Source organism: Sulfurovum aggregans (genome assembly GCF_055385215.1).
Genome location: NZ_AP042387.1, coordinates 1,483,247 through 1,504,811 on the forward strand (window position 1 = coordinate 1,483,247; position 21,565 = coordinate 1,504,811).

A 21,565-nucleotide genomic window follows, 5' to 3' on the forward strand; every position below is an offset into this window, starting at 1 on the left:
AGTTTTTTTGTATATCCAATATACATATTAAACACACTACATAAACCAAACTAAACCGAAATAAGGATAACCATGTTAAATTCTTTACATTCTGGTAACAGACTTCGTGTTGATTTTTCCAAAACACCAAGAGAAATTGAAATTCCAAACTTGCTCCAGCTTCAACAAAAAAGTTATGAAAACTTTTTAATGTTAGGTGAAAAAGACAGAAAGAACTCTACATTGGAAAAAGTTTTCAGATCTTCTTTTCCCATTCATGATCAGCAGAACAGACTGACACTGACCTACAAAAACTCAGAGATCATCAAACCTAAATATACAGTAAGAGAGTGTATGGAGAGAGGATTGACCTACTCTGTATCACTTAAAATGAATATTGCGCTTACAATTTGGAACAGAGATGAAAAAACGGGTGAGAAACTTGATCCAAAAGAGATCAAAGAGCAAGCTGTTTTCGTACGTGACATCCCTTTAATGACAGATAGAACATCGTTTGTTGTCAATGGTGTTGAAAGAGTTATTGTAAATCAGCTTCACAGATCTCCGGGAGTTATCTTTAAAGAGGAAGAGGGAACAACTGTTGCAAGCAAACTGCTTTACTCTGCACAGATCATTCCGGATCGTGGTTCATGGTTGTATTTTGAATATGATTCAAAAGATATTCTATATGCACGTATCAATAAAAGAAGAAAGATCCCTGTAACGATTCTTTTCAGAGCACTGGATTACTCTAAAGATGATATTGTAAAACTATTCTACCCGACAAAAGAGATCAGTATCAAGGAGAACAGATTCCTTGTAAAATTCGATGCGGAGGATTTTGTAGGAAGAGCAGAGTATGATGTGAAAGATATGAACGGTAATATCGTTGTCAATGCCGGGAAAAGATTGACCAAGAAAAAAGCACAAAAGCTTATGGAAGATGGTTTGGAGTGGATAGAATATCCTCTCGAAATGTTGATGGAAAGACATTTGGCATCAGCAGTAATTGACCAGGAAAGCGGAGAAGTACTTTATGATGTTGTAACACCGCTTGATGAAGCTAAACTTAAGAAGATGATCGAGCAGGGTATTGACAATATTGAGATCATCAATGACCTTGCAGAAGGTACAGACCGTTCTATTATTAATGCATTTATTGCAGATAATGAAAGTTTAAGACTTTTGAAACAGACAGAAGAGATTGATGATGAGAATGTACTTTCAGCGATCCGTATCTATAAAGTAATGAGACCAGGTGAGCCAGTTACACCTGAAGCTGCAAAAGCATTTTTAAGACAACTGTTCTTTGATCCAGAGAGATATGACCTGACACAGGTCGGTCGTATGAAAATGAACCATAAACTTGGGCTTGATACCCCAGAGTATGTTACCGTACTTACTGCCGAAGATCTTATCAACACAGTGAAATACCTGATTAAAGTGAAGAATGGCCAAGGTCATATTGATGACAGAGATCACTTGGGGAACAGAAGAATTAGAGCGATCGGTGAACTTCTGGGGAATGAGTTGCATAACGGTCTTGTAAAGATGCAAAAAGCGATCAAAGACAAGATGACAACGGTATCTGGTACACTGGATGAGTTGATGCCTCATGACCTGGTAAACTCAAAAATGATCACTAATACGATCTTGGAGTTCTTTTCATCAGGACAACTTTCACAGTTTATGGATCAGACAAACCCTCTTTCAGAAGTGACACACAAAAGAAGACTCTCAGCACTTGGTGAAGGTGGTCTTGTTAAAGAGAGAGCCGGATTTGAAGTTAGGGATGTACACCCTACGCATTATGGCCGTATCTGTCCTATTGAGACACCGGAAGGACAAAATATTGGTCTTATCAATACCTTGGCTACCTACTCAAAAGTAAATGAGCATGGATTTATTGAAGCTCCATATAAAGTGGTAAAAGATTGTCAGGTTACAGATGAGATCGTGTATATTACTGCGACACAGGAAGAGGATAAATGTATCGCTCCTGCATCAACAGTAGTAGATGAGAACGGACGTATTGTTGAAGATCTTATTGAAACAAGACTTAACGGTAATATCGAACTTAATGATGCGAAGAGGGTTGACCTGATCGATATCTCTCCGTTGATGATCTCCGGTTCAGCAGCAGCATTGATCCCGTTCCTGGAGCATGATGATGCGAACCGTGCACTGATGGGGTCGAACATGCAGCGTCAGGCAGTACCTCTTCTCAAAACAGAAGCACCGATCGTCGGTACAGGTATGGAGGCTATCGTAAGTCGTGATGCATGGGAAGCAGTGAAGGCGAAGAGAGCCGGTACAGTTGAAAAAGTAGATGCTAAAAACATTTATGTGATGGGTGAAGATGAGAGTGGTGTATTTATAGATCATTATCCTCTTGAAAAGAATATGAGAACCAACCAGAATACGACCTTTACGCAAACACCGATCGTAAAAATGGGAGATAAAGTAGAGGCAAAACAAGTGATCGCAGATGGTGCGAACATGGATCAGGGTGAGCTTGCAATCGGTAAAAATATCCGTGTAGCCTTTATGCCTTGGAATGGATACAACTATGAGGATGCGATCGTTGTTTCCGAAAAGATCATCCGTGAAGATACATTCACCTCTGTGCATACCTATGAAAAAGAAGTAGAAGCCAGAGAACTGAAACACGGTACAGAAGAGATCACTCGTGATATTCCGAATATTCGTGAAGATGAATTGCTCCATCTTGATGAGAGCGGTATTGTTCAGATAGGTACTTATGTAAAACCGGGAATGATCCTTGTAGGTAAAGTAAGTCCTAAAGGAGAGATCAAACCAACACCAGAAGAGAGACTTCTTAGAGCGATCTTTGGTGAAAAAGCAGGGCATGTGGTCAACAAATCACTTTACTGCCCTGCATCTATGGAAGGTGTGGTTGTAGATATCAAAGTCTTTACGAAAAAAGGCTATGAAAAAGATGCAAGAGCTATTCAGGCTTATGAAGAGGAGAAAGCGATCCTGGATTCCGATCATCATGATCAGCTTCTTATGATCGACAGAGAAGAGATCCTGCGTATTGCTAACTATCTTGCGAACCAAGAGTTGATCAAAGATGTTACTATTGGCGAGGCGGAATATAAAGCAGGATCTAAAATCCCTGAAGAGATGATCAAAGAAGTGAACAGATTTGCACTTAGAGGTGTTGTTCAGTCTTACTCTGATGATGTACAAAATGAGTATGAGTCACTTAAGAACTATTTCCTGAAGCAGAAAAAAAGACTTAAAAATGATCATGAAGAGAAATTATCTGTACTTGAAAAAGATGATATTCTTCCTTCAGGAGTAACAAAACTCGTTAAGATCTATATTGCTACAAAGAGAAAACTTAAAGTAGGTGATAAAATGGCCGGACGTCACGGAAACAAAGGTATTGTTTCCAATATTGTTCCGGAAATAGATATGCCTTACCAGGAAGACGGAAGAGCAGTAGATATTATTCTGAACCCGCTGGGGGTTCCGTCACGTATGAACATCGGGCAGATCCTTGAAGTTCACCTTGGACTAGTCGGTAAAAACCTTGGTGAGCAGATAGAAGAGATGTTTAATGATCAGCAGGCAGATTTTATTCAGAAACTTAGAGCGAAAATGATCGAGATAGCGGACGTAGCGAAATTGATGAATGCAAAAGAGTTACTGGGTAATATGAGTGATGAGGATCTGATCAAGTATGCCAGAGACTGGTCAACAGGTGTACGATTTGCTGCACCGGTATTTGAGGGAGCGAACAAAGAAGAGTTCGATAAGCTTTTTGAAATGGCTAAAATGGACAGCGATGGTAAAATGACCCTCTATGACGGGAAAACAGGTGAAAAGATGATCGAGAGAGTGAATGTTGGGTACATGTATATGCTTAAACTTCACCACCTGGTTGACGAAAAAGTGCATGCACGTTCAACAGGACCTTATTCATTGGTTACACAGCAACCGGTCGGTGGTAAAGCACTCTTCGGTGGACAAAGATTCGGGGAAATGGAAGTATGGGCACTTGAAGCTTATGGTGCCGCACATATCCTTAAAGAGATGTTGACGATCAAGTCAGATGATGTCGAAGGTAGAGCAAGAGCGTATAGAGCTATTACCAAAGGTGAGTCTGTACCGGAATCAGGTGTACCTGAGACGATGTTTGTATTGACCAAAGAATTACAGGCACTTGGACTAGACGTAGAGTTATATGAGAGTAAAAAAGAAGTGGAGGGTGAAAATGAGTAAATTTTTAGAGAATTTAACACCAATAGATCTTAACAGTGAAGAGAGACCAAAGGATATAGCAGCACTGCAATTGAGAGTTGCGAGTCCTGAAAAAGTCCTCTCTTGGAGTTATGGAGAAGTAAAAAAACCGGAAACAATCAATTATAGAACCCTCAAGCCGGAAAGAGACGGTCTTTTCTGTGCAAAGATCTTTGGACCTATCAGAGATTATGAGTGTCTTTGCGGTAAGTATAAAAAGATGCGTTACAAAGGTGTGGTATGTGAAAAATGCGGGGTTGAAGTTACTTCTTCCAAAGTAAGAAGAAACCGTATGGGGCATATTGATCTTATTGCACCGGTTGCACATATTTGGTATGTCTCTTCCCTTCCGTCACGTATCGGTACACTTTTAGGTGTAAAGATGAAAGATCTGGAAAGAGTACTTTATTATGAAGCATATATTGTTAAAACCCCTGGTGAAGCAAGTTATGACAGTGAAGGTTTAAGCCCTTTAGCGAAGTATGATGTACTTAATGAAGAGCAGTATCAGCAGATCATGCAACGTTTCGGTGATACAGGTCTGGATGCAAGAATGGGTGGAGAGATCATCCAGGAGTTACTTGCAGACCTTGATCTTGTGGATATGTTTACACAACTTAAGCTTGATATTGAAGCTACAAAATCTGAAGCAAAAAGAAAAACGATCGTTAAACGTCTTAAAGTGATCGAAGCATTCCTTCATTCGGGCAACCGACCGGAATGGATGATGTTAACACAGCTTCCGGTACTTCCACCGGATCTGAGACCTCTTGTAAGTCTTGACGGCGGTAAATTTGCCGTTTCTGATGTGAATGACCTTTACAGAAGAGTGATCAACCGTAACCAACGTTTGAAAAGACTTGTGGAGCTGGATGCTCCGGAAATCATCGTTAGAAACGAAAAGCGTATGCTTCAAGAAGCTGTAGATGCACTTTTTGATAACGGTAGACGTGGAAATGCTGTAAAAGGTGCAAACAAAAGACCATTGAAATCACTTTCAGAAGTGATCAAGGGTAAACAAGGTCGTTTTAGACAAAACCTTCTTGGTAAAAGGGTTGACTTCTCCGGCCGTTCTGTTATCGTTGTTGGTCCGGATCTCCGTATGGATCAATGTGGTCTTCCTAAGAAAATGGCTATTGAACTCTTTAAGCCACACTTGATGGCCAAGCTTGAAGAAAAAGGGTATGCAACAACACTTAAGCAAGCGAAGAAGATGATCGAGAAACAAGAGAATGAAGTATGGGAGTGTTTAGAAGAGGTGGTTGAAAACTATCCTATCTTACTGAACCGGGCACCAACGCTTCACAAACTTTCGATTCAAGCGTTCCACCCAAGATTGATCGAGGGTAAAGCGATCCAGTTGCACCCACTTGTATGTTCTGCATTCAACGCCGACTTCGATGGGGATCAAATGGCGGTACACGTACCACTTTCAGATGAAGCGATAGCTGAAGCGAAAGTATTGATGCTTGCATCTATGAATATTCTGCTTCCTGCATCAGGTAAAGCGATTGCTGTACCTTCTCAGGATATGATTTTAGGTCTTTACTACCTTACACTTGAGAAGAATGATGTGAAAGGGGAAAATAAACTTTTTGCAAACGTAGAAGAAGTGGAGATCGCATTTGAACAGAGAGCTCTTGACTTGAATGCACGTATCAGAACGGTTATTGATGGACAGATCGCAAAATCAACAGCGGGTAGATTGATCCTTAAGTCAATCATTCCTGATTATGTTCCGGAAAAGTACTGGAATAAAATCTTGAAGAAAAAAGATATCGGTATATTGGTTGACTATATTTATAAGATCGGTGGTGTCGCAGAGACAGCTGGTTTCCTTGACAATCTTAAGGATATGGGTTTCAAATATGCTACAAAAGTAGGTGTTTCCATCTCTATTGATGATATTAAGATCCCGTCAGTGAAAGAAGAACGTGTTGCTTCAGCCAAAGAAGAGGTAAAAGAGATCCAGAGACAATTTGGAGCAGGTCTTTTAACAGATCAGGAACGATATAACAAAATTATTGATATCTGGACAGATGCAAATAACAGTATTGCTGAAGCACTTATGGAGCTGATCAAGAAAGATAAGGACGGATTCAACTCTGTTCATATGATGGCAGATTCCGGAGCGAGAGGTTCTGCGGCACAGATCAGACAGCTCTCCGGTATGAGGGGTCTAATGGCGAAATCAGACGGATCGATCATTGAAACACCTATTACGTCAAACTTCCGTGAAGGTCTGAATGTACTTGAGTACTTTATTTCAACACACGGTGCAAGAAAAGGTCTTGCCGATACAGCACTTAAGACGGCGAATGCGGGTTATTTGACAAGAAAGCTGATCGATGTTGCACAAAATGTGAAGATCTCTATGACAGACTGTGGTACACATGAAGGTGTTGAAGTCTCAGATATTGTCGTAGGTAATGAGATGATTGAGCCGTTGGCAGACCGTATCTATGGTAGAGTGCTTGCCGAAGATATTGTAGATCCTATTACTTCAGAAGTACTTGTATCAGAAGGTACAATGATTGATGAAGAGACCGCTGTAAGAGTACAGGATGCAGGAGTAAGATCTGTAGTGATGAGAGCACCGTCTTCTTGTAAGGCACCTAAAGGTATCTGTGCAAAATGTTATGGTCTGAATATGGCGGATAACAAGATGGTAAAACGTGGAGAAGCTGTAGGTGTTATTGCTGCTCAATCTATCGGTGAGCCTGGTACACAGCTTACACTGCGTACTTTCCACACTGGTGGTACAGCAACTGCAGGTAAAGAAGACAGACAGGTTGTTGCGACTAAAGAAGGTTTTGTAAGATATTACAACCTTTCAGTTTACCGTAACAGAGAAGGAAATCTTATTGTTGCAAACAGAAGAAATGCCGGTGTGCTTTTGGTTGAACCAAAGATAAAAGCAGTTACTTCCGGTACGGTTTCAATCGTTGTAACACATGATGAGTATATTGTTTCAGTGAAAGACGGAAATACAGATGATGTAAAATACAACCTTAGAAAATCTGATGTTGCCAAATCAAATGAACTTGCCGGTGTTGCAGGTAAAGTCGAAGGCAAGTTCTTCTTACCGCTGAAAGATGGTGAAAAAGTAGAAGAGGGTGATTCTATTGTTGAAGTCATTAAAGAAGGATGGTCTGTGCCAAGCCGTATTCCGTTTGCTTCTGAATTGAAAGTAGAAGATGGTGCACCAGTAACACAAGAAGTACGTGCAGAATCTAAAGGTACGGTGAAGTTCTTCTTGCTTAAAGGAGATTATCTTGAAGCACACAATGGCGTTAAAATAGGTGAAAAAGTGGAAGAGAAAGGTCTTTTTGCTGTGGTTGTTGATGAAAACAACAGAGAAGCAGCAAGACACTATATTTCAAGAGGTTCAGTAGTCAAAGTGGATAATGATGCCGTAGTAAGCAGAGGGGATCTGCTTTCAGCACCGGAAGTGTCTACACAAGTGGTCATTGCAGAATGGGATCCTTATTCTGAACCTATTATCTCTGAACAAAAAGGTACATTGAAATTTGAAGATATTATTCCTGGTGTAACAGTAGTGGAGCAGTTTGATGAAGTGACTGGTGATACAAGACTGGAACTGAATGAATATATCCCGGCAGCATATAAACCGGCGATCATTCTGGCAACAGAATCTGGTGAGCTGATCCGATATCAGTTGGATCCTAAGACGATCTTGTTTGTGAAAGATGGTGATGAAGTAAGTATTGCAGATATTTTGGCAAAAACACCAAAGGCTGCGATCAAATCAAAAGATATTACCGGAGGTCTTCCAAGAGTTTCTGAACTTTTTGAAGCGAGACGTCCGAAAGACATTGCTCTTATTGCACAGATCGATGGTGTAGTAAGCTTTGGTAAACCATTACGTGGTAAAGAGAGACTGATCATTTCCGGAGACAATGGTCAGGTAACTGAACAGTTTGTTGATAAAAACAAAGTAGCACTTGTACATACCGGTGAGTATGTACATGCTGGTGAGAAATTGACTGATGGAGTTGTTTCGAGTCATGATATCCTTGCAGCACTTGGCGAAAAAGCATTGTATGAATACATTGTGTCTGAAGTACAAATGGTTTATCGTAGACAAGGGGTTAATATCTCGGATAAACACATTGAGATCGTTACTTCCCAAATGATGAGACAAGTAAAAGTAGTGGAAAGCGGTGACAGTAAATTTATTGCTGGAGATATCGTTTCCCGCCGTAAATTCCAGGAAGAGAACCAAAGTGTTCTTGCACTTGGAGGTGAGCCGGCGATCGCTGAACCAATGCTTGTAGGTATCACGCGTTCAGCGGTAGGTGCAGACAGTATTATTTCTGCTGCATCCTTCCAGGATACAACGAAGGTACTTACTTCTGCTTCTATTGCAGGAACAGTGGATACACTCGAAGACCTTAAAGAGAATGTCGTTATTGGTCGTCTGATCCCTGTAGGTACAGGTATGATAGACAATGATGATATTAAATTTACTGCTGCTGAGTAGTTGATGTTGCAGGGTCAATCTTGTTGACCCTGCAGTACGATAAAAAATCTCATATAAAAATAATTTCCAATCTCAGAAAAAACACCAAAAAAACACTATATAAATAAAAGGGGACAAAATAAAAGGGGACAGGCTACTTTTAACCCAAGATAAGCTATCATTGTATAGCCAAAAAAAGGATTACCATGCCACGCATGCCAAGAGGAGAGACAGAAATAAAAGGGGACAGGCTACTTTTAATCCAAGATAAGCTATCATAGTATAGCCAAAAAAAAGGATTACCATGCCACGCATGCCAAGAGGAGAGACAGTAGGAGGAATATACCATATTATCAATAGAGGGAATATGCGTATGCAGGTCTTTGATGATATGGAGGATTATGAGTATTTTTTAGAATTACTAGAAAAAGCAAGCAAAAGAGAAAATGTAGAGATACACGCCTATTGTCTCATGCCAAACCATTTTCATCTGCTTCTCATACCACAAGAACCCAATAGCTTGAGTAGACTCATGCAATGGGTGATGACATCCCATGTACGTTACTATCATAAAAAGAATAAAACTTCAGGACATATTTGGCAAGGAAGATACAAAAGCTTTATGGTAGAAAAAGAGAGTTATTACATCACACTCATACGATATATAGAAGCCAATGCAAAAAGAGCAAAACTCGTAAAAAAAGCTCAAGATTGGGATTATGGTTCATTAATGGAAAGAGAACATAAACATAGAACCTTACTCACTAAAACGTATATAGATTTAGATGAGGACTGGACAGCGTATGTCAATACGCCTATGAGAGAAGGAGAACTGCATACTATACGAAACTCCGTAAACAGACAAGCACCACTGGGAGAGGAAAAGTGGCAAGTAGAAGCTGCCACGAAATATGGTATGCTATCTACACTAAATCAGAGAGGACGACCTAGAAAAAATGTGTAAAAGTAGCCTCGTATCATACAAAACCACTCATTTAAAAGCCATTAGGATAAAATAAAAGTGAGAGTTCACGATAAGTTGGAATTAGCCGAGGCGATATTGTAAAAGGTATCAGCTTGTGGGACAGTTAAACAATCGAACCTAAGAAGCTTGAGTGGAAACAGGGTCACATAAAGTAGACCGAATTTGACGAGTCTAAGCAAGGTTCGATGATCAGGTCATACTTTTGTAGACCCTACCGAACTCTCCAAATAAAAGGAGGTTCCATGAATAATTATATCGGAATAGATATATCTAAAGCAAGTCTTCAAGTTTATATTCCTAAAAACAACCTAGATATAGAAGTAGAAAATACAAAAAAAGGTTTAAAGAAGCTAAGTTCAGAACTTAAAAAAGTTTATGGTAAGGTAGCCAGTGATGTGATTTGGATATATGAACCCACAGGTAGTTATTGGACATTAATAAAACAATATTGTCATGAAAATACTATCTCTTGTTTTATTGTAAAACCATCACAAAGTGCAGCCTTTGCAAAGACTATAAAAAATAGAAACAAAACAGATATTGTGGATGCTAGAATGCTTTATCGTATGTACACTATAGCCACAGATAATAATATTTGTATTCCCTCTTATGATAAAGCACAAGAACAGCTACAGAACCATATACGCTACTACAAATCTTTAGTACGAGAGCGTGTAGTAAAAACAAATCAATTAGAAGCTTCACTAGCTAGAGAAGATGAAGTATTTATTCTTCGTAAATTACGTGCTAAAATAAAAGCTTTAAAAAAAGAAGAAAAAGAGATAGTGGAGAAAATGCTTAAGCTCATAGCTCTCACACCAAAATATCAAAAACAGTTAGAGTCTATCACCTCATTTAAAGGTGTTGGTAGTTTATCTGGTATTGTATTGCTTGAATTTTTTATGCGTTACAAAGATGCCAATGCAAAAGAGATAACAGCATTAGCTGGTCTTGACCCTATAGAGGTAAGTTCTGGTAGCTCCATGCATAAAAAGTCACGCATATCAAAACAAGGTTCCAAACTTATACGCAATACACTTTTTATGGGAACAATAATTTCTATACAATACAACAAAGAAATGAGAACATTTTATGAGAGGTTAAAAGAGAGAGGAAAACATACTACATCTGCTCAAATAGCTGTGATGAGAAAAATAGTAATGATAACCTTTTCTTTATACAAAACGGGTGAACTTTACGATGAAGAACGTTCTGAAAAATGGAATACTGTGAAGATGGCTTCTTAGTTTAATTAAGTGATTTTAAAGGTGGAAACTGTCCCCTTTATTTCTTTATTTCCATACAATATCCTTACTTTTTTATTTTACTCTCATAATATAAAACTAACGCAAAAATCATGCTCAGTACAAAAGATCAGATACAAGAAAAGCAGAATAGGTCTGCAAGAGGTGTTACCTGCTTTCTATAAGCCTAAATAAAGCTTTTTTCACTATAATATGCCTCCATTTTTCTCGTACATACAGTATATAAAAGCATTTTTAGAGTGTTTTTATATGGTGTAACAGCCAGATTCAATTCAAACTAACCAGAAAGGAAACGATTTGCCTACAATTAACCAATTGATTCGTAAAGAACGTAAGAAGCAAGTGAAAAAATCAAAATCACCTGCACTTGTAAAATGTCCTCAAAGAAGAGGCGTATGTACCAGAGTATATACTACAACACCAAAGAAACCTAACTCAGCACTTAGAAAAGTTGCTAAAGTAAGATTGACAAGTGGTTTTGAAGTGATCTCATACATCGGTGGTGAGGGTCACAACCTTCAAGAGCACTCTATCGTACTTGTAAGAGGCGGTAGAATTAAAGATTTACCTGGTGTTAAGTATCACATTGTTCGTGGTGCTCTCGATGCTTCAGGTGTTGCAAACAGAAAAGTTGCAAGATCTAAATACGGTACTAAAAAACCTAAGTAAGTCTTACTTAAAAAAATAGCTAAATATTCTCGCCAAGAGCGTAGCTTTAGTGAGATGAGTTGAATAGTAGTTTTGCTGCTGATCAAGAAGAAATAAGCATAGTTTAGTCTAGAAACAGACTTGAAACAGGTGTTGTCATTTATCCTTAGGGGACAAGACTTGAGTAAATCAACAATATAAGATTGAAGAGGAAATATAATGAGAAGAAGAAAAGCTCCCGTTAGACCGGTATTGCCAGATCCAGTACACGGTTCTAAAGTATTAACAAAGTTCATCAATGCAGTAATGCTTGATGGTAAGAAAAGTGTTGCGCAAAAAGTAATGTATGCTGCGTTAGAGAGAATTGAATCAAAATCTGGTGAAAAAGGTATTGAAGTATTCAACAAAGCGATGGATAATGTCAAACCTGTAATGGAAGTAAAATCTAGAAGAGTCGGTGGTGCAACATACCAAGTGCCTATCGAAGTTAGACCTGCAAGACAACAATCACTCGGTATCAGATGGATCGTTGATGCAGCGAGAAAAAGAAATGAAAGAACTATGATGGAGCGTTTAAGCAACGAGCTTATGGATGCTGCTACTGAAAAAGGTTCTGCTTTCAAAAAGAAAGAAGATACGTATAAAATGGCTGAAGCGAACAAAGCATTTGCTCACTATAGATGGTAAGGGATTAAGTTATGGCAAGAACGCACAAACTTGAAGACGTAAGAAACATCGGTATCGCTGCTCACATTGATGCAGGTAAAACAACAACAACGGAAAGAATTCTTTTCTATACAGGTGTTGAACATAAAATTGGTGAAGTACATGATGGTGCTGCAACAATGGACTGGATGGAGCAGGAGCAGGAAAGAGGTATTACCATTACTTCTGCGGCAACTACTTGTGAGTGGTTAGGTAAGCAGATCAACATCATCGACACGCCGGGTCACGTTGACTTTACGATTGAAGTTGAAAGATCTATGAGAGTACTTGATGGTGCTGTATCTGTATTCTGTGCAGTTGGTGGGGTTCAACCACAATCTGAGACAGTATGGAGACAAAGAAACCGTTACGGTGTACCTTCACTTGTATTTGTGAATAAAATGGACAGAACAGGTGCAGATTTCCTTGAGGTTGAAAGACAGATCCGTGACAGACTCAAAGGTAATCCTTTGGTCATCCAACTTCCTATCGGTGCTGAAGAGAACTTTGAAGGTGTTGTTGATCTTGTTAAAATGAAAGAAGTTGTTTGGGATAAAGATGCTGAAATGGGTTCTGCATATCATGAGCAGGCTATCCGTCCTGAACTTCAAGAGCAGGCTGAAGAGTTCAGAGAAAAACTGATCGAAGGTATCTCTGAAGTTGATGGCAATGAAGAGCTTATGGAAAAATACATGGAGGGTGAAGAGCTTACTCAGGAAGAGATCGTTGAAGGTATCAAAAAAGCAACGATCAATATGCATGTAGTTCCAATGCTTCCAGGTACAGCCTTTAAAAATAAAGGTGTACAGACCCTTCTTGATGCTGTTGTTGCTTATCTTCCGTCTCCGGTAGAAGCACCTGCTATCAAAGGTACGGAAATGGATGATGAAGATAAAGAGGTCATTGTTGAGTCTACTGATGATGGCGAATTTGCTGCATTGGCATTTAAGATCATGACTGACCCGTTTGTCGGACAGTTGACATTTATCCGTGTATATAGAGGTTCTCTTGAGTCCGGTTCTTATGTACTTAACTCTACTAAAGGGAAAAAAGAGCGTATCGGCCGTATCATGAAAATGCATGCGATCAAAAGAGAAGAGATTTCTGAGATCTATGCTGGTGAGATCGGTGCGGTTGTAGGTCTTAAAAATACAACAACAGGTGATACACTTTGTTCAGATAAAGATAAAGTAGTACTTGAGAGAATGGATTTCCCGGATCCTGTTATCTCTGTTGCGGTTGAGCCTAAAACAAAAGCAGATCAGGAAAAAATGGGACTTGCACTTGGTAAACTTGCTGCAGAAGATCCGTCTTTCCGTGTATCTACAGATGAAGAATCCGGTCAGACTATTATTTCAGGAATGGGTGAACTTCACCTTGAAATTCTTGTAGACAGAATGAAAAGAGAGTTTAAAGTTGAAGCAGAAGTAGGTGCTCCGCAGGTTGCATACCGTGAAACGATCAGAAAAGCGGTTAATAAAGAGTACAAATATGCAAAACAATCAGGTGGACGTGGACAATTCGGTCATGTTTATCTTAGAATTGAGCCGCAAGAGCCAGGCTTTGGTTATGAATTTGTTGATGAAGTTAAAGGCGGGGTTGTTCCAAAAGAATTTATCCAACCGGTAAACAAAGGTATCCAGGAAGCAATGCAAAGAGGTATTCAAGCGGGTTACCCTGTTGAAGATGTAAAAGTTACACTTTATGATGGTTCTTACCATGATGTCGATTCATCTGAAATGGCATTTAAACTTGCAGGTTCTATGGGATTCCGTGAAGGTGCAAGAGAAGCAAATCCGGTTATTCTTGAGCCTATGATGAAAGTTGAAGTTGAAGTACCTGAAGACTTCATGGGTGACGTTATCGGTGATGTTGCTAAAAGACGTGGTCAAGTATCAGGTATGGATGACAGAGCTGGAAACAAGATCGTTAATGCGTTCGTACCACTTTCTGAAATGTTCGGATACTCAACTGACCTTCGTTCAATGACACAGGGTCGTGCGACATACGCAATGGAATTTGATCATTATGAAGAAGTTCCGGCGAATGTAGCTAAAGAGATCATCGAAAAGAGAAACAGTTAATTTTCAGTTTCTTTACTGCATAAATGACTGAACGGGCTTTGTGTCCCGTTCAGTCATTTACTTATTCTCGCTCTATCTAAATTCCATTTAGTCAAATCTACAGTAACTCAACATGAAATTTAAATTATTAATCTATGACAATATTTGAGTATTATTTTATTTCAATTTTAGAATTGCTATACAATAGTATTTAAAGGAAAAAGATGAAAGTTATTATAGATCTTATAGAAGATGTACGTGAACAAATAGCTGATCAGGAAGATTTTATTTTAACCGCTATGCTTTTGAAAGAAGATCCTGAAGATCAAGCTAAACTGATCTATGCAGAGGAAGCACCTATTAATCTTTACAGATTAAATGATGATAGCAAGCAACTTGTTTTTAAAATAGACGGTAGTGATACAAGAGTCTCCATAGGAGCACTTATTCCACCTTTGTTGATACTCGGTATGGATGCAATGATGTATGAGCTCAGAATGAATGTAAATGCTCAGTATGATGATATAGAGATCATCGGGTTTGGCAAGTCTATGGAAGAGAAGAAATATATCCTTTTTATCAGGATATAAGACTTTCTGTCCCTCTACGCGTAAACGGATTCTTTCCCGAACTCTTTTACAAGCAGTGCATAGAACAGAACTCTGTATTTGTTTCTGTTGGAAGTACCCATAGCTTCACACACTTTTTTGATAGCAGCATCAAATTTGGCATCATCTGCATCTAAACCAAGTTTTTTTTGTAAAAAATTCTTTTTTACTGTTTCCAGCTCTGAAGCTTGCGAGCATGATACTGTCTCACTGTCTTTTTTATAAATAGACGGCCCCAATCCTGCAGTTACTTTAGCAATAAGGTCAGCAGATATACTTAACTCAAGTTTTTTAGCCTCAGCAGTATAATGCTCTATCTTTTCATCTCTTTTGCTCATTCTTCTTCCTTCGTATTTATGAATTTGTAGCAATTAATTATAGCTATAAAATTCTTTTAGGTCAAATATTGAGGTTTTTGTGCTAAAAGTATCCAATTCATATTTAGTTTATGAGTGTGAGAAAAGTATGCAATAGATTCAAATGGTATCTTTTTACGTTTTTTTATGACTGCATAGTATTGGGGATCAAGTTGAAGTGCCAAAGCAATATCTCTATCCAGTATTTTCTTTTTTTGGGTTTGAATAGAGAGGATTTTTTTAATTCTTTGCATGACTTCATAAAAATCTATCATGATTCTCCTTTTATTTAGAATAGGATATCATAATGGATTTTTAGAAAAATGTATAAATTTATGTCAAATTGTAATGTTTTTTAGTTTTTTGTACTGTCTATTTCTATAACAGTATGCACATTTCCTCTGGGATTGAAATCTGCTGTAAGTTTCATGGATTTGGGTTTTAAATGACTGTAAAGCGTATCATAGATCTCATTGGCAGAGTTTTCATGTGAAATGTGCCTGGACATAAATGAATTGATATAGAGTTTGAGTGCTTTAAGCTCAATGACTTTTTTATCAGGCTGATAGCTGAGCCGTATCGTCGCAAAATCCGGATATCCTGAGCGTGGGCATAGGCACATGAATTCAGGAAGTTCTATATTGATCGTATAGTTTTTCTGATGTTCATTCGGCCAATAATTCTCTTCACTGTTGATATCAAATTCCTGTATCTCTTTTTCACCGTATTTCATATTTTTCCTTCGTATAATCTATTTATCAACCAAATCGATAAAATAAGGTTGAGTTCAATAAAGACTCATAGTTTTCACAAAAGCTAACAGTAAACAAGTTTTTTTCCTTTTTGGACTTTGGTACCAGCACATAAAACGTCTTGTGTTAGCTTTATAAAATCATCTATAGGATGCTAAGGAGGAGTGTAAGAACTTCTACCTTGTATAACACGAAGCTATGAGAACTTTAAAACTAACACTCAAGGGGTTTAAAATGTATTATGTTGGAATTGATGTTGCTGAAAAAAAACATTATGTGTGCATCCTGGATGATGCTGGTGAATTTGCTGTAAAACCATTTTGGATCTATACGGATATTCTTGGGTTAAGAAGGCTGATTGAACAGTTTGCCAACCTGTCATTAGACAATGATGATTTTATTATTGGTATAGAATCAACAGGAGCTTTTTCTGAGAATTTGTATGAATATATTACAGACAATGACTACCAAGCCGTTTTGCTAAACGCTTATCAGACTGCCAAGTTTCGTGATTTCCGTACCATACGAAAAGTAAAGAATGATGCGATTGATGCCTATGTCATTGCGGAACTTTTATCTACCGGTAAATACAAAGAGAGTCATATCTCCAATGATGCCTATCATTCAGTCAAGGTATTAGGCAGAACCAAACGTTCACTGGAGAAGAAGATAAAAACCATCAAGAGGGAAATCTCTACTGTAATGGCGACTGTCAATCCTGAGATTGGCAGAGTATTTCCAAATATCTTTACCAAGACAGCACTTGCGATCATCAAAGTCTACCCTACTGCAATAGATATGCAAAAAGCTACGCCAAAGAAGCTGACTCGTCTATTCCGTCATATCAAAGGTAACAACTTCTCTGAAGATAAAGCCAAGTTCCTGATCGATCTTGCCAATACTTCAGTATATGCTGGTCGTGCCTATGAAGCCAGATCTCTAATGATCACTACTAATATTAGGATATTAGAGCTTTTATGTCAAGAAAAGAAGCATATTGAAGAACAAATCAAACAACTTATTACCGAAGAAATAAATACAATTGACAATTCTATTGAAAATCTCCAAAGTATACCCGGTATCTCAGATAAAACCATTTCTGCCATATTAGGAGAATGTGGAGATCTCAGGCGATTTGATTCAGCCAAAGCTTTTATTGGCTATCTTGGTCTTTATCCTACACAGTATCAATCTGGCAACTCCAATTCTATAGGCAGGCTTGCAAAAAGAGGCATACCTATTGCCAAACATGCACTTTATATGGCTGCAGTAGGATCTGTATTGCACAATCCTCAGCTAAACAAGATCTTTCGAGACAAAGTCTCTTCGGGTAAATCCAAGAAAGAAGCTTTAATCATTATCTCCAAGAAAATAGCAGCGATCATGTATTCCATAGTCAAACACAATGAACCTTATCAAGCCCATAGAGTATTTATCCCCAACAGGTAAATATTCCCGTTAGTTTTAGCACTTGTGAAAACAATGAGTTTTTAATGAACATTGACCAAATATTGTTTTAGTATCTATTTGATCATTTGAATATTCTTTTCAAATACTCAAATAATCCAACAGGATACCTCTGTCTATAAAAAACAGCTATTGGTTTAAGCTATTCTTTATAGGATGGTTTTAGTTGTATTGATCGATAAGTTGTGTTTCTGTGATAGGTTTGCTGATACCGAACCCCTGGAGATAATCTATACCAAGTTCCCTGAGACACTCTTTCTGCTCCTCTTTGTCTACCCATTTTGCTACAGTTTCAATATGCAGTTCACGGGACATCCTTATTAAAGATTCCAACATTGCATAACTTGTTTTATCATCCAGATTGGTGACATAGTCTCTATCAAACTGAACCATGTCAAATTTAAAATGTTTCATGTATTCCATAGAAGCATTGGATGAACCGAAATTGTCGATACATATTCGTATCCCATGGGACCTGAAGTTTTTAAGTGTGTTAAGGTATCCGCTGAGATCATGGTGTGTTTTTCGTTCATAGAGTTGGATAATAAGCCGGGACGGATCAATTTTCTTTTGATCCAAATAGCTGAAAAGCTTTTTCTGGAAAGAAAGATCCCTAAGAGAAAAAGGTGACAGATTGAATGTAAATGAAATGGTATCATCTACCAGAGGCAGGAGGTCTATGACATGTGTAATAAGTGTAAAATCGTATTCTCTTCCCAGACCTAGGCGATTTATAATGGGTAAAAAGATCCGGGGAAGGATATCCTCTTGTGTATCGGATTTGAGTTTAACGGCGATCTCATAGGTATCTATGGTATTATTCCGTGTGTTGAGCAGAGGTCGGAAAGATAAAAGTAATTTTTTCTTTTGAATGGAATCAATGACCTCTTTTTCTATATTGGAAAGTTCTTCCGCATCTTTTATACTGTCTGTACTTATATTTTTTTCTTTATCGTCTTCTATAGACTGGCCGGCGATTATATCCCGAAGTTGAGTGATTTCTTTTTCAAAGTCATCATTTGTATTGGTGATAATGGCAAATTTATAATCTACCTCCAAATTATTGACCGTTCGGTTCTCTTCTATCAGTGTTTCTAAAATAGTTTGTATATGGAGATGGTTGTCATTCAGGGCGATCAAAAACTCTGAACCGCGATATCTGCCTATAAGTACAGTATCCAAACCATGCTGTTTAAATGCCAGATTCAATTTTCTAGTAATGGTATAGAGAAGATTGTCTATTTGATCGCTACTATAGTTCTCATTGAGTGAAGAGAGGTTCTCTATGCTTAGACAGGCAAGAGATTTTGGGTGATAATGTTGCAGTTTTTTAATAAATGTTTTTTTGTTGAAGCTTTGTGTGGTTTGGTCCAGCAGGGTTTCCTGTACACTCAGGTTCATTAAAAAATAGATGAAATAGATGGTAATAAAGGTAATGGCGGCAAGCAGTATACCGTCAACTGGAGTGAAGGTAAATACCCCTTCTTTGTCAAGTGTGGTATAAAATACAAGAAAAATAAGAATAAGTACGGGAATACCTGCCCTGAGAGCCAGAGTAAACCGTCGTTCTCTTTCTTCTTTTTGTGACGGTAGCATCTAGGCAACCTCTAAATAGCAGCTAGATCCAAAAAAACTTGGTTTCATTATACATCCAGATGTTTCACATCTTTGGCATGACTTTCGATGTAGTTTCTTCTTGGTTCTACTTCATCTCCCATAAAGAGGGTGAAGGTATCACTCGCTTCTTCAATATCATCTATCTTCACTTGTAAAAGTCTTCTGTTCTCCGGTGTCATGGTTGTTTCCCAAAGTTGTTCAGGGTTCATCTCACCAAGACCTTTGTAGCGTTGGATATAGGCACCTTTCTTGGCAGAAGCTTCTACTTCTGCAAAAAGTGCCAGGATATCCTTCTCTTTGAATTCGTCGGTAATATGTTCCTGTATTTTCTGGTGGATATGGATTGCTTCATTGTAGTGAGGGTTGCTGAAGAGTATTTCATCTACTATAAGTTCTTCAAGTCCATCATTAGTCTGTACAAAGTAATGCAGTCTCTCTTCAGTGATGGTTTTGTTAAGGATGTTATAGCCTAACTCTTTGATATATTTTTCAAGTGTTTTTGCCAATGTTGTATTGGACGTACCGACAATATCAGGATTTTCGATCATATAGCGCAGTACTTCAGGCAGTGCGAAACGTTTCTCTATCTCTTTGAGTGTCATTTGATAATAGGCAACAAGTTTAAAGAGATCTATCAGGTCAGCTTCTCCCATTGTTTCACTTTCTATCACTGAGATACCATTTTCGATAAGGAAATCGTTAAGTGCCTTATCATCTTTCAGATAGGTTTCATTTTTCCCTTTTTTATAACGGTAAAGCGGTGGTTGGGCAAGATAGAGATATCCTTTTTCAATAACAGGTTGTAAAAACCTAAAGAAGAAGGTCATTAAAAGTGTCTGGATATGGCTACCATCAACATCGGCATCAGTCATGATGATGATCTTATGGTATCTAAGTTTCTCTTCGTTAAACTCTTCACCTATGCCACAGCCGAGCGCAGTGATCATATTCTTGATCTCATCTGATTTGAGGATCTTCTCAAGTCTTGCTTTCTCAACGTTAAGGATCTTACCTTTAAGTGGTAAAATCGCCTGGAATACTCTGTCCCGTCCTTGTTTTGCAGAACCTCCAGCTGAGTCCCCTTCCACCAGATAGATCTCTGAGATTTCAGGGTCTTTACTTTGACAGTCCGCAAGTTTACCGGGAAGTGTACCGATGCTCATAGAGTCTTTACGTTTTACCAGGTCTTTCGCTCTTTTTGCTGCATCTCTACCTCGTGCTGCAAGTAGTACTTGTGCCATAATGGCTTTGGCTTCTATAGGGTTTTCTTCGAGGTACTTGTTAAAGTTCTCAGAGAAGAATTTCTGGACAAGAGGTCTTACATAGCTTGAACCTAATTTTCCTTTGGTCTGTCCCTCAAACTGTGGTTCAGGTACACGTACAGAGACGATAGCTATGAGACCTTCTTTACAGTCATCCCCGGTAATTTTAGTACCTTTTTCTTTGGCATTGGCATTTTTGGCAATATAACTTGCCATAGAACGTGTTAACCCTGCTCTGAATCCTGCTTCATGCGTACCGCCATCCGGTGTTTTGATGTTATTGACAAAGGAGAGAGATTTTTCACTGTCTGCGTCACAATACATAATAGCAATATCTATTTCAATGTCATCAGCTTTACCTTGGAAAAACTGTGCTTTTGAAAGGGGTTCTTTCGTGTTCATATCTTCTACAAACTGCTTGATACCTCCTTCGAAGTGATAAACTTCTTTCGTTCCATCTCTCTCATCTCTAAAATCAATAGTGATTCTAGGGTTCAGGTAGCAAAGCTCTTTGAAACGCTTCATGAGGATCTCTTTTTGGAAAGTCACACTTTCTGTAAAGATCGTATCATCTGGCCAAAACTCTATTTTAGTTCCCTTTTTCCGTGTAGGGCCAGTAATTGCTAAAGGCTCTTGAGGGATACCGGCAGCAAAAGATTGTTCATGTATGTTACCATCACGGTAGACGGTAAGTCTTAAATCTTTAGAGAGTGCATTTACAACAGAAACCCCAACCCCGTGAAGTCCGCCGGAGACTTTATAGGTGTCTTTGTCAAATTTACCACCGGCATGGAGTACCGTAAGTACAACAGTGGCAGCCGAAATCTTTTCTGTAGGGTGCTCTGCAACAGGGATACCGCGACCATTGTCTTCTATAATCGCTGAACCGTTTTTGGTAAGTGTCACTTTGATAGTGTCACAAAATCCTGCCATTGCTTCATCGATGGAGTTATCTATAACTTCATAGACAAGGTGGTGAAGACCTTTTGTAGAGGTATCACCGATGTACATTCCTGGTCTTTTTCTTACCGCTTCCAGCCCTTTAAGAACTTTAATATTACTAGCACCATATTCTGCCATGTGTAGACTCCGATTTGTGGATTATA

14 protein-coding genes are annotated in these 21,565 nt (G+C 38.5%); 9 read left to right on the forward strand and 5 right to left on the reverse strand.

Annotated elements, in window-relative coordinates:
* The first annotated feature begins 72 nt into the window (after positions 1-72).
* The 8 genes from rpoB (at position 73) to ACZ48W_RS07615 (ending at position 14,987) form a co-directional block, all read left to right on the forward strand.
* Entirely contained in the window at positions 73-4,230 is a 4,158-nt protein-coding gene (gene rpoB / locus ACZ48W_RS07580) for a DNA-directed RNA polymerase subunit beta (protein ID WP_464827742.1), read from the forward strand.
* Entirely contained in the window at positions 4,223-8,752 is a 4,530-nt protein-coding gene (gene rpoC / locus ACZ48W_RS07585; protein WP_464827743.1) for a DNA-directed RNA polymerase subunit beta', read from the forward strand. Before rpoB ends, rpoC begins: the two co-directional genes overlap by 8 nt.
* Positions 8,753-9,035: 283 nt before the next feature.
* A complete protein-coding gene (locus ACZ48W_RS07590) occupies positions 9,036-9,695 on the forward strand; it encodes an REP-associated tyrosine transposase (protein WP_464827744.1) in 660 nt (219 codons plus the stop codon).
* Positions 9,696-9,958: 263 nt separating this feature from the next.
* Complete coding sequence (locus ACZ48W_RS07595; protein WP_464827745.1) at positions 9,959-10,963, forward strand: IS110 family RNA-guided transposase; 1,005 nt, start codon at positions 9,959-9,961, stop codon at positions 10,961-10,963.
* Positions 10,964-11,278: 315 nt separating this feature from the next.
* A complete protein-coding gene (gene rpsL / locus ACZ48W_RS07600; RefSeq protein ID WP_464827746.1) occupies positions 11,279-11,650 on the forward strand; it encodes a 30S ribosomal protein S12 in 372 nt (123 codons plus the stop codon).
* Between the two features lie 198 nt (positions 11,651-11,848).
* Positions 11,849-12,316: a 30S ribosomal protein S7 gene (gene rpsG / locus ACZ48W_RS07605; RefSeq protein WP_464827747.1), complete on the forward strand. Its 468-nt coding sequence runs from the start codon at positions 11,849-11,851 to the stop codon at positions 12,314-12,316.
* 11 nt (positions 12,317-12,327) lie between these two features.
* Positions 12,328-14,418, forward strand: a complete 2,091-nt coding sequence (fusA, locus tag ACZ48W_RS07610; RefSeq protein WP_464827748.1) for an elongation factor G — start codon at positions 12,328-12,330, stop codon at positions 14,416-14,418.
* 203 nt (positions 14,419-14,621) lie between these two features.
* Positions 14,622-14,987: a hypothetical protein gene (locus ACZ48W_RS07615; RefSeq protein ID WP_464827749.1), complete on the forward strand. Its 366-nt coding sequence runs from the start codon at positions 14,622-14,624 to the stop codon at positions 14,985-14,987.
* Between the two features lie 14 nt (positions 14,988-15,001).
* Here the strand turns inward: ACZ48W_RS07615 and ACZ48W_RS07620 are convergent, their stop codons facing one another.
* The 3 genes from ACZ48W_RS07620 to queF form a co-directional block, all read right to left on the reverse strand.
* The gene (locus ACZ48W_RS07620) at positions 15,002-15,343 is read right to left on the reverse strand and encodes a DUF2853 family protein (protein WP_464827750.1); all 342 of its coding nucleotides are present in this window, start codon (positions 15,341-15,343) and stop codon (positions 15,002-15,004) included.
* Positions 15,344-15,399: 56 nt separating this feature from the next.
* Positions 15,400-15,636 (reverse strand): hypothetical protein, encoded by a 237-nt coding sequence (locus ACZ48W_RS07625; RefSeq protein ID WP_464827751.1) that lies wholly within the window; start codon positions 15,634-15,636, stop codon positions 15,400-15,402.
* Positions 15,637-15,716: 80 nt separating this feature from the next.
* Positions 15,717-16,094 carry a preQ(1) synthase gene (gene queF, locus ACZ48W_RS07630; protein ID WP_464827752.1) on the reverse strand — a complete coding sequence of 126 codons (378 nt, stop codon included), beginning with the start codon at positions 16,092-16,094 and terminating at the stop codon, positions 15,717-15,719.
* A 217-nt stretch (positions 16,095-16,311) separates the two neighbouring features.
* On the opposite strand from queF, the gene ACZ48W_RS07635 reads away from it, so the two are divergent.
* Complete coding sequence (locus tag ACZ48W_RS07635) at positions 16,312-17,562, forward strand: IS110 family RNA-guided transposase (RefSeq protein WP_464827685.1); 1,251 nt, start codon at positions 16,312-16,314, stop codon at positions 17,560-17,562.
* 180 nt (positions 17,563-17,742) lie between these two features.
* Here the strand turns inward: ACZ48W_RS07635 and ACZ48W_RS07640 are convergent, their stop codons facing one another.
* On the reverse strand, positions 17,743-19,176 hold the full coding sequence (locus ACZ48W_RS07640) for an EAL domain-containing protein (protein ID WP_464827753.1): 1,434 nt from the start codon (positions 19,174-19,176) through the stop codon (positions 17,743-17,745).
* Positions 19,177-19,223: 47 nt separating this feature from the next.
* The gene (gyrB, locus tag ACZ48W_RS07645; RefSeq protein WP_464827754.1) at positions 19,224-21,539 is read right to left on the reverse strand and encodes a DNA topoisomerase (ATP-hydrolyzing) subunit B; all 2,316 of its coding nucleotides are present in this window, start codon (positions 21,537-21,539) and stop codon (positions 19,224-19,226) included.
* Positions 21,540-21,565 lie beyond the last annotated feature (26 nt).

What these genes read in the sequence shown, in the direction of transcription:
- rpoB (WP_464827742.1), top strand. Translation starts at nt 73, where the DNA reads ATGTTAAATTCTTTACATTCTGGTAACAGACTTCGTGTTGATTTTTCC.
- rpoC (WP_464827743.1), top strand. Translation starts at nt 4,223, where the DNA reads ATGAGTAAATTTTTAGAGAATTTAACACCAATAGATCTTAACAGTGAA.
- ACZ48W_RS07590 (WP_464827744.1), top strand. Translation starts at nt 9,036, where the DNA reads ATGCCACGCATGCCAAGAGGAGAGACAGTAGGAGGAATATACCATATT.
- ACZ48W_RS07595 (WP_464827745.1), top strand. Translation starts at nt 9,959, where the DNA reads ATGAATAATTATATCGGAATAGATATATCTAAAGCAAGTCTTCAAGTT.
- rpsG (WP_464827747.1), top strand. Translation starts at nt 11,849, where the DNA reads ATGAGAAGAAGAAAAGCTCCCGTTAGACCGGTATTGCCAGATCCAGTA.
- fusA (WP_464827748.1), top strand. Translation starts at nt 12,328, where the DNA reads ATGGCAAGAACGCACAAACTTGAAGACGTAAGAAACATCGGTATCGCT.
- ACZ48W_RS07615 (WP_464827749.1), top strand. Translation starts at nt 14,622, where the DNA reads ATGAAAGTTATTATAGATCTTATAGAAGATGTACGTGAACAAATAGCT.
- ACZ48W_RS07620 (WP_464827750.1), bottom strand. Translation starts at nt 15,343, where the DNA reads ATGAGCAAAAGAGATGAAAAGATAGAGCATTATACTGCTGAGGCTAAA.
- ACZ48W_RS07625 (WP_464827751.1), bottom strand. Translation starts at nt 15,636, where the DNA reads ATGATAGATTTTTATGAAGTCATGCAAAGAATTAAAAAAATCCTCTCT.
- queF (WP_464827752.1), bottom strand. Translation starts at nt 16,094, where the DNA reads ATGAAATACGGTGAAAAAGAGATACAGGAATTTGATATCAACAGTGAA.
- ACZ48W_RS07635 (WP_464827685.1), top strand. Translation starts at nt 16,312, where the DNA reads ATGAGAACTTTAAAACTAACACTCAAGGGGTTTAAAATGTATTATGTT.
- ACZ48W_RS07640 (WP_464827753.1), bottom strand. Translation starts at nt 19,176, where the DNA reads ATGCTACCGTCACAAAAAGAAGAAAGAGAACGACGGTTTACTCTGGCT.
- gyrB (WP_464827754.1), bottom strand. Translation starts at nt 21,539, where the DNA reads ATGGCAGAATATGGTGCTAGTAATATTAAAGTTCTTAAAGGGCTGGAA.